Consider the following 15,022-nt stretch of genomic DNA (forward strand, 5'->3'; position numbering starts at 1 on the left):
AAAAACTGTTCAGGCCTTATTTTTTACTTGAAATTTGCGCCATTGACAAATCATAATCGATTTGGAATAATGTTTGAATATATGCTCATTTGTTCACATGATTATAATAAAATAATATCCTTTCCCAGAATAGGGAGAGTATTAGAATGAAAGCTAATGGCAAAATCTATTAGCTTCTTTTGTTTTCAAAAATGATATGTTTCGTATGTATTCATTTAGGAAGGAATGACAACATGAAGACAAAACACTATTGGGTGATCTCTTTGCTCGCTGTTTTAGCGGTTGGGCCGGGATTGATGTCTAACACGGCATTATCGTCAATTCAAGGCCTTGTTCAGAAGACGGTTGGAACAAGTGACTTCGCATCGGTGAATCCAATACTGATTGGCAATATGGCCTTTGCTTTATTTGTGCCGGCAGGACCGCTGCTGAGAAAAAAATTTGGTGCCCGTCCAATCTATCTGGCTTCATTACCCGTTTTTATACTTGGCTCACTGCTTTTCGCATGTTCCAGCGATATTGCATGGATGGCGGCAGGGCGCTTTTTACAGGGAGCGGCTACAGGTGTCATGCTGATGATTATGATTCCAATGCTTGTTCTGTCATTTCCGATTGACCGCAGGAACTATGCCCTGCTTGTGCTAATCGGCGGATTTTATGGCTCTGTTATTATCGGCACGATTCTAGGAACGATTGCAACAAGCTACGGGCATTGGAGATGGCTGTTTTACTTCTTTGGCGCGCTGTCACTGATTGGTGTCGCGGTGAGCTATTTCTTTCTTCATGATGAGCATCATGGATCGGCAGAACAAGAACAGCCGCTAGATCGAGCAGGAATCATTTTATCTGTGTGCCTTGCTGCAGCCTCAGCGGTTACATTCATTTTTCTGCAAAAATGGGGACTTTCATCAGGTTATGTATGGACAGGCTTTGGAATTACGTTATGTTTGCTTCTTGTTCTATTGATTGTGGAATATAAAGTGAGAAACCCATTCATTTCTATAAAACTGATGCTGCTGCCAAAACCGGTGCTCGGTTTATTCATCATTGCTATAGGAACGATAACGGTAGCTGTCAGCCTTTCTGCTTTTCAGGGATTGCTACGGCAAATGTATGATATTTCTCAGGAGCATCTCATTCTTTTAAACGCAACTCTTTTAATCGGAGTGGCGATCGCCGCCATTGTGAGCGCTTTGTTTTATGATAAAGTCGGGCCTGGGATGCTCGGTATTATAGGTGCTCTTATTCTCGTGTTTGTGAATTTTCAATGGCTGCACATGCAGGATCAATCGTCACTTTATATATTTGCTGTGCTGTTTATCCTGCTTGCCGCTGGAGCGGGACTGACAGTGGCCGCAGGGCTGATGGGAGCTGCTATGGGCGGCCCGCTGCCTGATTTGGTCAAGAGAATGACAGCTGTGCAGTTTTTAAGATTGTTTGTCTATATGGGAGTTCCAATCCTCATCGGCTTTTTCACGCAAAAAGATGCTGCCAGACAAAGCGGTTCGATGCAGGATTCTATGATGACCGCTTATCATGATCTCTTTTTCATTTCTTTTATTCTGAGTGTGCTGCTCGTTTGCCTGTCATTCTGTATGAACGCTACAGGTATGGGGCACAAGCTGGCACATAAACCGCATGATAAAGCGAAAACAGTTCCGGAAAAACCGGCCGTTTCAACACAAGGACTGTCAAAGGCTGCTGTCAAATCACATAAAGTGATACATGATACAGAATATCGTAATGCACTCAGAAAGTTTAAACAGCCCAAGCTGACTAAATTAGATACATGATCAAAACCTTTTCCTTGAGGGAAAAGGTTTTTTGTTTGCAATCTTTTCCCAACTATATCCTTAAAGAATTGAAAAATAGTAGAAGTGCAAGTAAAATTCTAAAAGGTAGATTCTTTTACATTCGTAATCTTTTAACTTGAAGGAAGGTTTTCATGGCCCGTAAAAAATTGAAAAAACGTAGACTTTTCATTTCACTATTTTTCATTGTATCGATTCCGTTAGCCCTGTTTGTCTTAGCGACAACGTTATCAAAACCGATAGAAACATCCAAAGAACCCGAAGAAATTGATGAACAGCAGGTATTTATAGACAGCCTGTCCGGACATGCACAAATTTTGTATGAGAAATATCATGTCCTCCCCAGCATCACGATTGCTCAAGCCATTCTCGAATCCGACTGGGGGAACAGCGAGCTCGCTGCTCAGGCCAACAACCTTTTTGGCGTAAAAGGAAATTATAAAGGCCGTCATGTCACGATGGAAACAGATGAATTTGAAAAAGGGAAAAGAAAAACCATTCGCGCAAAGTTTCGAAAATACAGCACGTATTTTGAATCTATGGATGACCACGCCCAATTGTTTGTCCGCGGCACATCGTGGAATAAAAAGAAGTATAAACCGGTGCTTGAGGCTGGGGATTATAAGGAAGCGGCAACGGCATTGCAAACATCAGGATATGCTACAGACCCTGAATACGCAGACAAAATCAGCACTATTGTGGAAAAATACGATTTAGATGAGTACGATGAGGTAAATCCATCGCTCAAATCAGTGGATTTAAAAGCTTCCATTAAAGACAGTGCCGTTCAAGACATGGTCCAAGCCCTCTACTGATGATCGGTCCATAAAGCTCACCTCTGTCCAATCTTACGTCGGCAAAGACATAAAGGTTGTATCCAAAAAGCAGAAAGGCCAGTCCGTATGGTACCAATTTCAAATCAATGATAAACTCATCGGCTGGATTGATGATTCAGCTGTTGAAATAAAGGAAGCAACCTGAGCCCTTTTTCCTGGTATTTTTAATTCATTGTTCCATTCAGGGGAATTTGAGGTATAATATTCCATGGAAGTTATCACTTATTGACTATGCTTTCAGGAGGGAACAAAGGTGTATAAATATAGACGGAGAAACACGGTTGCCTTTACAGTATTAGCTTATTTCACTTTTTTTGCGGGAGTATTTTTGTTTAGTATCGGTCTCTATAATGCTGATAATCTGGAACTCAATGAAAAAGGCTATTACATCGCTGTTATGATCCTTGTAGCGGTCGGTGCAATTCTTACACAAAAAGTGACCCGTGATAACGCAGAGGATAACGAAATCATCGCGGAACAGGAAAAAAGACAAAATCAATCTCATACCGAATCATAAAAAATCCGGCGCTTAAATCGCCGGATTTTTTTATTATCCCGTAAATACCTCGCCGTCAGGATAACGGATATTTGATTTCTCTGTTTTCGCAAATGAAAACACGAACGTCAAAGGACCAATTCTTCCGATGAACATGATGACAATAATGATACATTTGCCCACTTTTGTAAGTTCAGGGGTCAATCCCATTGATAGACCGACAGTTCCGAATGCGGAAAAGGTTTCAAACACAATTTGAATAAACGGCGCTTTTTCTGTGACCGTCAGGGCGAATATCCCTAAAAACACAATGAACAAACCGGTGACGCTCACAGCTAAAGCTTTAATGATAATCGGATATTTGATGGAGCGGCGGAAAATAACCGTTTCTTTTTTACCTCGCAAATAAGCAGTTACAGACATTAAAATCACGATGAATGTAGTCAGCTTAATGCCGCTCGCCGTTGAAGCGCTGCCTGCACCGATAAACATTAATAATAAAGTAAATACAATCGTTCCTTCTCTCATACTTCCAATATCTAGAGAATTGAAGCCCGCGGTTCTTGGCGTCACAGCTTGAAAATAGGAAGCCCATAGTTTATCTCTTATGTGCAGATGGCCGAGCGTGCCGGGATTGCTGTACTCTAAAATAAAGATCACAAGCATAGCGACCGCATTCAGAATCAGGGTTCCTGTCAGCATGATTTTCGTGTGTAGAGAAAAGGCTTTAAACCGCCGATTTTTCATAATGTCAAACAGTACGGTAAATCCAATCCCTCCTGTGATAAATAAGAGAGTAATCACTAGGTTAACTGTAGGATCCCCAACGTAGCTCATCAAATTATCCGGCCACAACGAAAACCCGGCATTGTTAAAAGCAGATATTGAGTGAAACAGACTGGCAAACAAGCCGGATGCCCAGCCATACTGGGGCACAAGCCTGATGGATAAGATGAGTGCTGCTATCAACTCAATACTGATGGAAAACAGAAACAGGACTTTGACAAGACCTATGACACCGCCGATTGTCGGCTGATTTAAGGCTTCCTGAACCAGCATTCGTTCTTTTAATCCGATTTTTTTTCCTAATATCATGACAATCAAAACAGCAAAAGTCATAAATCCAAGCCCGCCGATCTGAATCAGCCCCATGATGACAGTCTGCCCGAAAAGTGTAAATTCTGTACCTGTATCGACAACTGCAAGTCCTGTAACGGTTGTTGCCGAAGCTGCAGTAAAAAGGGCATCTATCCATGACAATGGCTTCATTGTAGAAATCGGAAGCTTTAACAGCACAGCCCCGATGATAATGGTGAGAAAAAAACCAATTGCCAGCACTTGAGGCGGTGTAAAACGGACCCATTTGATCACTTTATCCTTTTGAAGTGTCACCTATGTCTACATCCCTTCGTTTTCAAAACGTTTAATATCCTTTTTGTGCCCCATGATCACCAGGCAATCCTGTTCGTGAATGACGTCTTCAGGTGCGGGGGAAAGACGGATATCTCCATGATGTTTAATGGCTAGGATTGTACATCCGTACTTTGCTCTTACATTCAGATCAATAATCGATTTTGAATCAAGCTTGTGTGTTGCCAGCAGCTCGACAATACTGTAATCATCAGATAAATCAATGTAATTTAAAACGTTCTCATCGGAAAGGCTTTGTGCGATCTTGACGCCCATATCCTTTTCAGGATGAATAATGCGGTCAGCGCCAATTTTTTCAAGCACCTTATGATGATAATGGTTTTGAGCCTTCACCCAAATATTTGGGATGTCAAACTCCTTTAATAATAGGGTAGTCAGGGTACTCGCTTGAATATTCGCTCCGATTGCAACGATCACATATTCAAAATTGCGTATTCCTAACGATAGCAATTCGTTTTCTTCAGTGGCGTTGGCGATCACCGCATGAGTTGCGTAAGAAGCGTATGCATTTACCTTTTCTTCGTTGATGTCAACCGCAAGGACCTCATGCCCCATTCTGTGCAGCTCTTTGCAAATGCTTCCGCCAAACCTGCCCAGTCCGATCACGGCAAATTGCTTGTTTTTTATTCTTCCCAATGTTCATAACTCCCTTAGTAAAATTAACGTTTTTGAAGCAAAAAAGACCATTTCGAAGAATGGTCGCTAATAGACCTCCTCTCTGTAAACGCCTACGAGGTTAGCTGTCGGATTAGGGATTCAGAGTACCCCCTCTTACGTAGTAAGATTCACCCCAAGGCTGTTACAAAAACAGCCAATCGTTGGTTCCCCCGTTCGTATTTGATTAAGCGGAAAAAGAGACTGTATGAAATTGAACACTCAAGAATTTACTCCTGTTTCTAGAGTTTGTCAATTTAAATTTCAAACTAGAAAAAAGATAAATGGAAATAGAGGAAAAAGGGGAGGTCAAAACGCAAAAAAGACCGGCGTTAACCGGTCTTTTAGATTAGTTGCAGCCGCATGGCTGAGTTGGAGGAGTGCTGCGCTTAGCAACGTCAATGCTGGCTTCTGCATAAAATTTGTTTCCGATGCTCAATGATTTATTCTCCGCACGGAAAGTATATGTGCCAGCGGCAGGAAGAGTTTTGTTATTCAATTTTAATTTGAATTCGCCAGCTCCTAATAAATCAAGTGCCAGAGGGATTCTTACTGTTTTCCCGTTATTTAGGATCTGTGTTTCACGCAAGGCATTACCGTTCAACGTGTCTTTCGTATTTGCAGTAAATCCGCTTGGCAATGTAAATTCCATTGTGCCAAGGCTGAGAATCGTATTTGGACGATACGTTAGTTCAATATCAGAGAAAGACCATTCCGTTTTGCTGGCTCCTGTGATTGTTGCAAACAATGAGGCTGATGATTTTATACTCATAGTAGGCTCAGTAGTTGATTTAGATTCAGCCGCGAAAGAAGCAGTAGGTGCAGAAACGAGTAATCCGAGACTCAATGCACTGATTGCTAGAGAAGATAATAATTTGCGTTTCATAACAAAATTCCCCCTAAGAAAAGTTATATTATGTACAGAGGCCTGGCCGCTTTTCACCCCCTATGATTGGCCTAATGTAAATTTTATCTATATAAAAATTACCACCAAATATTTATGAAGTAAATGGGGTGTTCGGCCTATATTTTTTAAATATTTAAGTAATTGCAAATAAATGAACAAAACACGCCCGGTTTCCCGGACGTTTTCTGTTTTATTTTGTTTCAATCGGTATAAATGTAAAAATGTCCCCGCTCTGCACCGACTCAGCAAGTCGTTTGAGCCAATCATAGTAAGCTTTAGAGCTTTCCAGCTGCTCGTATAATTGTAGTGCTTCATTTTTGATGTCCTCATTGAGACCTTCCTTGTTTAAAACCTCTTGTAAATCAGCTTGAGCTTCTTCAATTGCTGCTACATTTACCTGCACTTCGCGTTCCCATTTAGGCGGAAAGAAATTTGTGAAAAATTTGAAGAAATCTTTTTCAGCCACAAAGGTATGCTTGCGGATGCCCCGGTGAAATGTTTTTTTCACTACATTTAAATCCTGAAGCTTTTTGACACCTGTGCTCATGCTTGGCTTGCTCATTTGCAATTCCTCACGCATTTCGTCAAGTGTCATCTCATCCCTCATATACATCGTCCCATATAAAATCCCGACACTGCGGGTAATACCGTAAAGATCCATCGTTTCAGCAATGGAGTCGATAACAAGATCCCGAGCCTGTTCTATAGTTGCAAATTCTGGATTTTCATCCATACTGACCCTCTTTTCCATTAGAAAATTAAATTCGTTAAGTTATTTCTTTATGTTCTTTATCTTAACGAAACATAAAGAAATGTCAAAAAGAAAATCAAAATGGGGCTTTGACAGTTTAAAATTCGTATGTTAGATTAAGGTTGTTAAAAACATTAAATTTTTATTTAACAAACTTTATTTACGTCAAGGAGGCTTATATGAGTCAAACATTATATATTGACGGAGAATGGATCAGTGCCGAAGAAGAGCAGATCCGCAGCATTATCAATCCATTTAATCAAGAAGAAATTGCAACCGTAAGCGAAGGAGGGCGAGAGGACGCCATCAAGGCAATTTCAGCCGCGCGAAGAGCATTTGACAAAGGAGAATGGTCATCTCTATCCGGGCTTGAACGCGGGAAGATTGTTCTGAAAATTGCGGAATTAATCAGACGCGACCTTGATGAGCTGGCTGAGCTTGAATCGCTTGATACGGGAAAAACACTCGAAGAAAGCAAGGCGGATATGGACGATATTGCCAATGTTTTTCAATATTACGCCGGATTGGCAGATAAAGATGGCGGAGAGATCATTTTATCTCCGATCCCTGATTCAGAAAGCAAAATTATCAGAGAGCCAATTGGGGTTTGCGGCCAGATTACTCCGTGGAATTATCCGCTCCTGCAGGCGAGTTGGAAAATCGCGCCTGCACTGGCTGCAGGAAATACGATTGTCATGAAGCCGAGTGAGATTACACCGCTAACGACGATCAAAGTCTTCAAGCTAATGGAAGAGGCCGGCGTTCCCGAAGGTGTCGCAAATCTTGTGCTTGGGGCGGGAGCCACAGTGGGCGACGAGCTTGCCGTAAACAAAGACGTCGATTTGATTTCGTTTACGGGTGGAATCGAAACAGGCAAAAAAATCATGCGGGCCGCAAGCGGAAACGTCAAAAAAATTGCGCTTGAACTTGGCGGAAAGAATCCAAATATCGTTTTCAAGGATGCAGATCTAGAAGTTGCTGTCGATCAGGCATTAAACGCTGTATTTTTCCATGCCGGCCAAGTATGCTCCGCCGGTTCCCGCTTGCTTGTTGAAGATGCCATTCACGATCAATTTTTAACAGAGCTTGTCAAACGGGCAAAACGCATAAAACTCGGAAATGGTTTTCACGAAGAGACAGAAAGCGGCCCGCTTATTTCTGCAGAGCACAGGGCAAAGGTAGAAAAATATGTAGAGATCGGAATAGAAGAAGGCGCGAAGCTTGAGACAGGCGGCAAACGCCCCGAAGACCCTGCGCTTCAAAATGGCTTTTTCTATGAACCTACTATTTTTTCAAACTGTAAATCTGATATGAGAATTGTTCAGGAAGAGGTTTTCGGTCCTGTATTGACAGTCGAAACCTTCAGCTCTGAAGAAGAGGTCATCGCGCTTGCGAATGATACCATCTATGGCTTGGCCGGAGCGGTATGGTCTAAAGATATTGAAAAGTGCGAACGCGTAGCATCCCGCTTGAGAATGGGAACAGTTTGGATTAACGATTTCCATCCGTACTTTGCACAGGCGCCATGGGGTGGCTATAAGCAATCCGGGTTCGGACGAGAGCTTGGAAAAATAGGTCTTGAAGAATACACGGAAGTCAAACATGTATATCGCAATACAAAACCGGCAGCGGTTAATTGGTTCAATTCATAAGAGGGGGAGTTAATGATGACATTAAATATGAAGATAGAAAGCATGCACAAATTCCACACATTTGAAATTCCGACTGTGATTAAGCACGGAATCGGAGCCGTCAAAAATACGGGTGAAGAAGTTGCTTCGCTTGGCGTTTCAAAGGCACTCCTTGTCACAGACCCAGGAATTTATAAAGCCGGCGTCGTAGATCCTGTTATCGAATCACTTAAAGATGCAGGCATTGAAGTGGTGCTCTTTAATAAAGTAGAGCCAAACCCGCCTGTCCGTCTGGTGAATGAAGGGTCTGAGCTTTACAAAAAAGAGAACTGTAATGGTTTGGTGGCAGTCGGAGGCGGAAGCTCCATGGATACTGCAAAAGCAATCGGAGTAGAAGCCACTCACGAAGGAAGCGTGCTGGATTATGAAGCGGCAGATGGGAAAAAACCGCTGGAAAACCGTATTCCTCCGCTTACGACAATTCCGACAACGGCTGGAACTGGATCAGAAGTAACTCAATGGGCAGTTATCACAGATGAAGAAAGAGAATTTAAATTCAACACGGGCGGTCCACTGATTGCAGCGCACCTGACCATCATTGATCCTGAACTTCATATTTCAATGCCTCCGCATGTAACAGCCATGACGGGAATTGATGCGCTTGCTCATGCCATTGAGTGCTATACAATGAAATTTGCGCAGCCAATCACGGATGCAGTTGCCTTGATGGCGATTGAATACGCCGCTCATTACATTAAAAGAGCATTTGCTGACGGAGAGGATCTGGAAGCAAGATATGGAATGGCGCAGGCTGCCATGCTTGCAGGTCTCTCTTACGGCAGTGAATCAGCGGGCGCGGCTCATGCGATGAGCCAAACGCTTGGCGGTATTATCCCAGTTGCTCACGGTCAATGTGTGGCTGCGATGATGGGTCCTGTCATGGAGTACAACTGGAAGGGCTACCCTGAGAAATTTGCACGTATTGCGAAAGCGTTCGGTATTGATACAAGCAATATGACAACAGAAGAAGCTGCGAAAGCATCTGTCAATTGGATGTATGACCTGGTCGAAGACTTAGAAGTACCGACTTTAGAAGAGCAGGGAGTATCACCTGATATGATCGAACGTTTGTCAAAAGAAGCGATGAAAGATCCGCAAACCTTCGGAAACCCTAGAGATTTAAATGAAAAAGCATATAATTGGATCTACAAGCGCTGCTTTAACCTTACACCTAAAACGGTATAACTACATGTCCCGCTCCTTTACAGAGCGGGATTTTTCTGGATAATGAAGCATAGATAGAAATTTTAGAGAAGAAGGAAGGTGCTGCTGATGTGGAAGCGTATGGCCGCAAAAGCGGAAGGCGTATATATCGCAGATACAGAAAGCTTCATAACAAAGCAAATGGACAAGCTTGATTTTGATTATGGCGGCATCCCCGGCGACTTGCATTTTGGCCTGACCAAAAAAGCGGGGGCCAGAGAACCGATGTTTTCAAGAGGGACTGAAATTTTCAACCGAAGACAAATTTCTATTGTTTCAATAGAGGAATGTGATGAAATTGCTTTAAAAATAGGAGTGCCGAGCATTTTGCCGGAATGGCTCGGGGCGAATGTGGCAGTCAGCGGCATACCCGATCTTACTTCATTAAAAGAAGGAAGCCGGCTCATTTTTCCAAGCGGAGCCGCTTTGCTGTGTGAGGGAGAAAATGATCCGTGTATTCAGCCGGGAGAAGTCATTCAGTCTTATTATCCGGACAAGCCGAAGCTGGCACCGGCTTTTGTCCGCCACGCACTGGGCATAAGAGGGATTGTCTGCATTGTTGAGAGGCCCGGAGCTGTTTACGCAGGTGATGAAATAGTAGTTCATTCCTATCAGCGGAAAGCCAAACCACGAAAAGCAGAAAGGGTCTGATCAAATCAGGCCCTTTCTATTCTCTCTTTAATTTCTTTAATCTGGCTGAGGTGCCGTTTTTCATGGTGGCCGATAAAATCGATCCACTGTTTCAGAGTCAACTCTTGAAACACAGGATGAGGAAGCACTCTTTCAAAATCTTCTTCTTTCAGAGAGGCAATTGCAGCAGTCAGCTGCTCTCTCACAACATCAAGTTCGCGTTTCATTTGGCTTCCTGAAATGAAATCATGTTCAGGCTCAAGATGACTCGGAGCTTTCCGTTTATTATTTCTACCCTGTGCTACCTCAAGGTTTTTTTCTTCAACTTCTTTAACAGGAGCTTCCTTTACACGTTCCTTCAGCATTTTTTGTGCAGCCATATCGATTTTTTTTAGATGGTCAAGCACTTCCCGTATGCTCCATTCCCCAGCAGAGGGCTTTTGATTCAGCTTTTCGTCAGAAAGTCCTTTCACTTCGTTCCACGTTTCTAATCTGGCTTCATTAAAGATACTCATCATATCTCCTCCTAAAATGACATTACCATATATATAAGCAATTATCATTTATCAAGCATTTCAAAATAGGTTATTTATCTTAAAATTTTGAAACCTTTTCTGCTGTATCTCGTATAAATGGTAACGGCGGCCGTTCATCAATGCATTGATGAAGAAAGGATGAGAAAATTGGAGTTATTTGGCGTTCCTATACACACAATTTATCTTTACACGCTTATTATTGCGGGCAGCCTTACGCTGTTATTTCTGTTTTTCGGAGATGTATTTGCAGGACTGTCAGAAGGCATTCCTTTTCTTAATCCGACATTGATGCTCGCATTTTTTACATGTTTTTCAGCCGGCGGATATATAGGCGAGCTCATATTGCCCCTGTCGAGCCTGTTGATCGCCCTTTTATCTTGTATCCTTTCAATCATGCTGGTGGTATTGCTTCACACCTTTGTACTGGTACCATTATCATCTGCAGAAGAATCATTGGTTTATAAAGAAGACGATCTAAGAGGAAGAGTCGGTAAAGTCATTACAGCTGTTCCTGTTGATGGGTTTGGTGAAGTGGTCATTGAAGGGATAGGCGGCACCATCTCAAAGTCAGCAGTCAGCTTTGATAATGAGCAAATCAGTTACGGTACAGCTGTTTTAATTGTAGATGTAAACAACGGAGTTCTTTCAGTCACTCCGCATGAACCTATTTAAACAACCAAGGAGGAATGTGATATGACAATGCCGATTATAATTGTCATCGGAGTTGTATTATTTTTATTAATTGCACTTATTGCCGTGTTTATCACAAAGTATCGTACGGCAGGGCCTGATGAAGCGTTAATCGTAACGGGGAGCTATCTGGGCAACAAAAATGTTCATGTAGATGAAGGGGGCAATCGTCTTAAAATCGTCCGCGGCGGAGGAACCTTTGTCCTTCCCGTCTTCCAGCAGGCAGAGCCGCTAAGCCTATTATCAAGCAAACTCGATGTATCGACACCTGAAGTCTATACAGAACAAGGCGTGCCTGTAATGGCCGATGGAACTGCGATTATTAAAATCGGCGGTTCTATAGGAGAAATCGCTACAGCTGCCGAACAATTTTTAGGGAAATCAAAAGACGACCGTGAGCAGGAAGCGCGGGAGGTTTTAGAAGGCCACCTTCGTTCCATTCTCGGCTCAATGACAGTTGAAGAAATCTATAAAAACAGAGAAAAATTCTCTCAAGAGGTACAGCGTGTGGCTTCGCAGGATCTCGCAAAAATGGGGCTTGTGATTGTCTCCTTTACCATTAAAGATGTACGTGATAAAAACGGTTATCTTGAATCATTAGGGAAACCGAGAATCGCTCAAGTAAAACGGGATGCTGATATCGCGACAGCAGAGGCTGATAAAGAAACCCGAATTAAGCGGGCAGAATCCGATAAAGATGCAAAAAAATCAGAACTTGAACGGGCGACTGAAATCGCTGAGGCTGAAAAAATCAATCAGCTCAAAATGGCTGAATATCGCAGAGAGCAAGATACGGCAAAAGCGAATGCCGACCAGGCGTATGATTTAGAGACTGCTAGGGCGCGCCAGCAAGTCACAGAGCAGGAAATGCAGGTTAAAATTATTGAACGCCAAAAACAAATCGAGCTAGAAGAAAAAGAAATTCTTCGCCGTGAACGACAATATGACTCAGAGGTAAAGAAAAAAGCCGATGCAGACCGTTATTCAGTCGAGCAGTCCGCAGCAGCTGAGAAAGCCAAACAGCTTGCGGAAGCCGATGCCAAGAAGTACAGTATTGAAGCAATGGCGAAGGCTGAGGCTGAAAAAGTCAGAATTGACGGGCTAGCAAAAGCGGAAGCTGAAAAAGCAAAAGGGGAAACAGAAGCAGAGGTTATCCGTCTAAAAGGTCTTGCAGAAGCGGAAGCAAAAGAGAAAATTGCCGCTGCCTTTGAACAGTACGGCCAGGCTGCGATACTCGATATGATCGTAAAAATGCTTCCGGAATACGCGAAACAAGCAGCAGCACCGCTTTCAAATATTGATAAAATTACTGTTGTTGATACAGGGGGAAGTGGTGAATCTAGCGGCGCCAACAAAGTAACCAGCTATGCGACAAACTTAATGTCAAGCCTTCAAGAAAGCTTAAAAGCATCCTCGGGAATTGACGTAAAAGAAATAATTGAGAACTTTTCAGGAAAAGGAAATGTAAAACAAAGCATTAACGAATTAACAAATGAAATAAAAGAAGCAAAAGAGACCCAAACACTAGAAGAATGACTAAGGAAAGGATAGAACCAGATGGTAACTGTCAGAGAAGCAAAGTTAGAAGATATAAAGGACATTGCAAAAGTGCATGTGGATAGCTGGAGGACAACATATCGCGGAGTTGTCCCGGCTGAATACTTAAACAGTCTGAACTACATGGAATTTGAAGACAAATGGAAAAGTCGTTCATTAAAAGGTGTATTTGTGGCTCAGGATGAAAAAGATAAGATATTCGGCTTTGCTTCGTTTGGTCCTATTCGCTCTGATCAAGAAGGCTATGACGGCGAGCTGTACGCTATTTACCTTTTAGAGGAGCATCAGCGGCAAGGTGCAGGCAAAGCGCTCTTAGCAAAAGGGGTGGAGTTTTTGCTTCATCAAGGATTTTCGAGTATGTTTGTTTGGGGAATTGAGAAGAACCCTTCGATTACATTTTATCAGGCCTTTTCACCCGAAAGAATAGCGGAGGACAGCTTTGAAATCGCGGGAGAAAGGCTGAAGGAAGTAGGGTTTGGCTGGCCAGATCTTTCTGCTTTGAAAACAACTCTTAACAGATAACAAAAGACAACCCCCAGCATATGGGGGTTGTCACGTTAAGCTTTGTCAGTTTTGAGCAAACGGGGTGCTGTCATAAATAATAAACAAAGGACAATGGCGCAAATGATGAATGAAGGAACCATATAAGTAGCATTATAAGTTAAGGAATAAATCCATACCGGTGTTCCCTTTGGAGCGTAGCTGCCGAAAAACACTGCCCCTGAAATGACATGCGCGGCATAGCGCAGGAAACTGCCGATCAAAACTGCGCTGACCACTGAAATAATTAATTTCCCTTTTGTTTTGGATACAGCGGCTTTACGGACAGAAGAAGCGAAACATCCGCTAATTCCGATAGCTGCGAACGCGACAATGTAATCTAACAATAGCTGTATAGGATGTTGTGCGAATAAGTTTCCGATTGCGATTTGAACCAGACCTGTCAGCAGGCCGGTAGTAAGGCCTGCTTTAACACCCCAACGAAATGAGATCAAAAAGATTGGAATCATCATGATGGAGACCGAGCCTCCTTGAGGCATCCTAAGAAACATTCCTGAGACGATGTCTAAAATAACAGCAGCCGCAGTCATAATTGCTATTTCAATAAGGCGAACCAGTTGCTTAGATTGATTCATAAAAATCCCCTTCCATGGATAGACAATCCAAAAGGACAACAAAAAAGCAGCACGCGGAAGGATGAGAAAAGTTCCACGCACTGCTTTACGAGCTGCAATTCATTTGACTTTGCCACATCCCTACGCCAGCGTTAACTAACAGGTTCAAAGGGTCAGAACGAAACCGCTCACTCTCAGCTTTAATGCTCCCCTTGTGGTCATCTATATTTAATTCGTTTCTACTATACAAGAAAAAGAAAAAAACAACAAGATCACATTACTGTTGTATATGTTCTTTTTATTATAGATATAAGATAAATACGAGATAGATGAAATACGAGGTTTATAGTTTATTTGTTTTATAGAACTTTTTTCAAAAAAACTATTGCAATAAATAAATACAGATGTTATATTATTAAACGTCGCTGATGAACAGCAGACAAAACAAGAAGCTTCATAAAACAATTTAAAAAAATTTGTTGACAAGAAAGAAGATGAATGTTATATTATTAAAGCTGCTTCATTGAGAAGCGACAAAATGATCTTTGAAAACTAAACAAGACAAAACGTACCTGTTAATTCATTTTTATAAATTCGCACAGAGATGTGCGTAGTCAGGGGCCTGCACAATGCAGGTCATGCAGATGTTGTCACAGTATGTGGCAAACTTAATCTGCGCTCCATTACTTCATGGAGAGTTTGATCCTGGCTCAG

14 protein-coding genes, 1 pseudogene and 2 riboswitches are annotated in these 15,022 nt (G+C 42.3%); of the genes and pseudogenes, 9 read left to right on the forward strand and 6 right to left on the reverse strand.

Annotated elements, in window-relative coordinates; translation table 11 throughout:
- Nucleotides 1-233 precede the first annotated feature (233 nt).
- From MOF34_RS17440 to MOF34_RS17450, 3 genes and pseudogenes are all read left to right on the forward strand, one after another.
- Complete coding sequence (locus MOF34_RS17440; protein ID WP_019715506.1) at nucleotides 234-1,793, forward strand: MFS transporter; 1,560 nt, start codon at nucleotides 234-236, stop codon at nucleotides 1,791-1,793.
- Nucleotides 1,794-1,945: 152 nt separating this feature from the next.
- Nucleotides 1,946-2,792, forward strand: a pseudogene (gene lytG, locus MOF34_RS17445) (exo-glucosaminidase LytG).
- Between the two features lie 108 nt (nucleotides 2,793-2,900).
- Nucleotides 2,901-3,164: a YiaA/YiaB family inner membrane protein gene (locus tag MOF34_RS17450; protein ID WP_019715504.1), complete on the forward strand. Its 264-nt coding sequence runs from the start codon at nucleotides 2,901-2,903 to the stop codon at nucleotides 3,162-3,164.
- Between the two features lie 33 nt (nucleotides 3,165-3,197).
- Here MOF34_RS17450 and ktrB read toward each other — a convergent pair whose 3' ends face one another.
- From ktrB to cudC, 4 genes are all read right to left on the reverse strand, one after another.
- The gene (gene ktrB / locus MOF34_RS17455; RefSeq protein WP_019715503.1) at nucleotides 3,198-4,535 is read right to left on the reverse strand and encodes a Ktr system potassium transporter KtrB; all 1,338 of its coding nucleotides are present in this window, start codon (nucleotides 4,533-4,535) and stop codon (nucleotides 3,198-3,200) included.
- A gap of 6 nt (nucleotides 4,536-4,541) precedes the next feature.
- Complete coding sequence (gene ktrA, locus MOF34_RS17460; RefSeq protein ID WP_268401120.1) at nucleotides 4,542-5,210, reverse strand: potassium uptake protein KtrA; 669 nt, start codon at nucleotides 5,208-5,210, stop codon at nucleotides 4,542-4,544.
- A gap of 73 nt (nucleotides 5,211-5,283) precedes the next feature.
- Nucleotides 5,284-5,432, reverse strand: a riboswitch (cyclic di-AMP (ydaO/yuaA leader).
- 145 nt (nucleotides 5,433-5,577) lie between these two features.
- The gene (gene bslA, locus MOF34_RS17465; protein ID WP_019715501.1) at nucleotides 5,578-6,114 is read right to left on the reverse strand and encodes a biofilm surface layer hydrophobin BslA; all 537 of its coding nucleotides are present in this window, start codon (nucleotides 6,112-6,114) and stop codon (nucleotides 5,578-5,580) included.
- Nucleotides 6,115-6,325: 211 nt separating this feature from the next.
- Complete coding sequence (cudC, locus tag MOF34_RS17470) at nucleotides 6,326-6,868, reverse strand: choline uptake/conversion transcriptional regulator CudC (protein ID WP_268401121.1); 543 nt, start codon at nucleotides 6,866-6,868, stop codon at nucleotides 6,326-6,328.
- A 197-nt stretch (nucleotides 6,869-7,065) separates the two neighbouring features.
- Here cudC and betB point away from each other — a divergent pair, with 197 nt between their 5' ends.
- The 3 genes from betB (at nucleotide 7,066) to MOF34_RS17485 (ending at nucleotide 10,431) form a co-directional block, all read left to right on the forward strand.
- A complete protein-coding gene (gene betB, locus MOF34_RS17475) occupies nucleotides 7,066-8,538 on the forward strand; it encodes a betaine-aldehyde dehydrogenase (RefSeq protein WP_268401122.1) in 1,473 nt (490 codons plus the stop codon).
- Between the two features lie 15 nt (nucleotides 8,539-8,553).
- Nucleotides 8,554-9,762, forward strand: a complete 1,209-nt coding sequence (gene gbsB / locus MOF34_RS17480; RefSeq protein WP_019715498.1) for a choline dehydrogenase — start codon at nucleotides 8,554-8,556, stop codon at nucleotides 9,760-9,762.
- A gap of 87 nt (nucleotides 9,763-9,849) precedes the next feature.
- Nucleotides 9,850-10,431, forward strand: coding sequence for an MOSC domain-containing protein (locus MOF34_RS17485; RefSeq protein ID WP_019715497.1), 582 nt, complete (start codon nucleotides 9,850-9,852; stop codon nucleotides 10,429-10,431).
- A gap of 5 nt (nucleotides 10,432-10,436) precedes the next feature.
- Here MOF34_RS17485 and MOF34_RS17490 read toward each other — a convergent pair whose 3' ends face one another.
- Nucleotides 10,437-10,925 carry a DinB family protein gene (locus MOF34_RS17490; RefSeq protein ID WP_268401123.1) on the reverse strand — a complete coding sequence of 163 codons (489 nt, stop codon included), beginning with the start codon at nucleotides 10,923-10,925 and terminating at the stop codon, nucleotides 10,437-10,439.
- Nucleotides 10,926-11,093: 168 nt separating this feature from the next.
- Between MOF34_RS17490 and MOF34_RS17495 the strand changes: the two genes are divergently transcribed.
- From MOF34_RS17495 to MOF34_RS17505, 3 genes are read left to right on the forward strand one after another with little or no spacing between them, the layout of a single operon-like run.
- Nucleotides 11,094-11,618 (forward strand): NfeD family protein, encoded by a 525-nt coding sequence (locus MOF34_RS17495; protein WP_029317106.1) that lies wholly within the window; start codon nucleotides 11,094-11,096, stop codon nucleotides 11,616-11,618.
- 21 nt (nucleotides 11,619-11,639) lie between these two features.
- Nucleotides 11,640-13,172 (forward strand): flotillin lipid rafts scaffold protein FloT, encoded by a 1,533-nt coding sequence (floT, locus tag MOF34_RS17500; protein WP_019715494.1) that lies wholly within the window; start codon nucleotides 11,640-11,642, stop codon nucleotides 13,170-13,172.
- Between the two features lie 21 nt (nucleotides 13,173-13,193).
- Entirely contained in the window at nucleotides 13,194-13,715 is a 522-nt protein-coding gene (locus tag MOF34_RS17505; RefSeq protein ID WP_268401124.1) for a GNAT family N-acetyltransferase, read from the forward strand.
- 35 nt (nucleotides 13,716-13,750) lie between these two features.
- On the opposite strand, the gene thiT is transcribed toward MOF34_RS17505, so the two are convergent.
- Nucleotides 13,751-14,329 carry an energy-coupled thiamine transporter ThiT gene (gene thiT / locus MOF34_RS17510; protein ID WP_268401125.1) on the reverse strand — a complete coding sequence of 193 codons (579 nt, stop codon included), beginning with the start codon at nucleotides 14,327-14,329 and terminating at the stop codon, nucleotides 13,751-13,753.
- Between the two features lie 100 nt (nucleotides 14,330-14,429).
- Nucleotides 14,430-14,531, reverse strand: a riboswitch (TPP riboswitch).
- Nucleotides 14,532-15,022 lie beyond the last annotated feature (491 nt).

Origin of the sequence: Bacillus sp. T17B1 (assembly GCF_026796395.1) — a bacterium.
Classification (GTDB): domain Bacteria; phylum Bacillota; class Bacilli; order Bacillales; family Bacillaceae; genus Bacillus; species Bacillus spizizenii_A.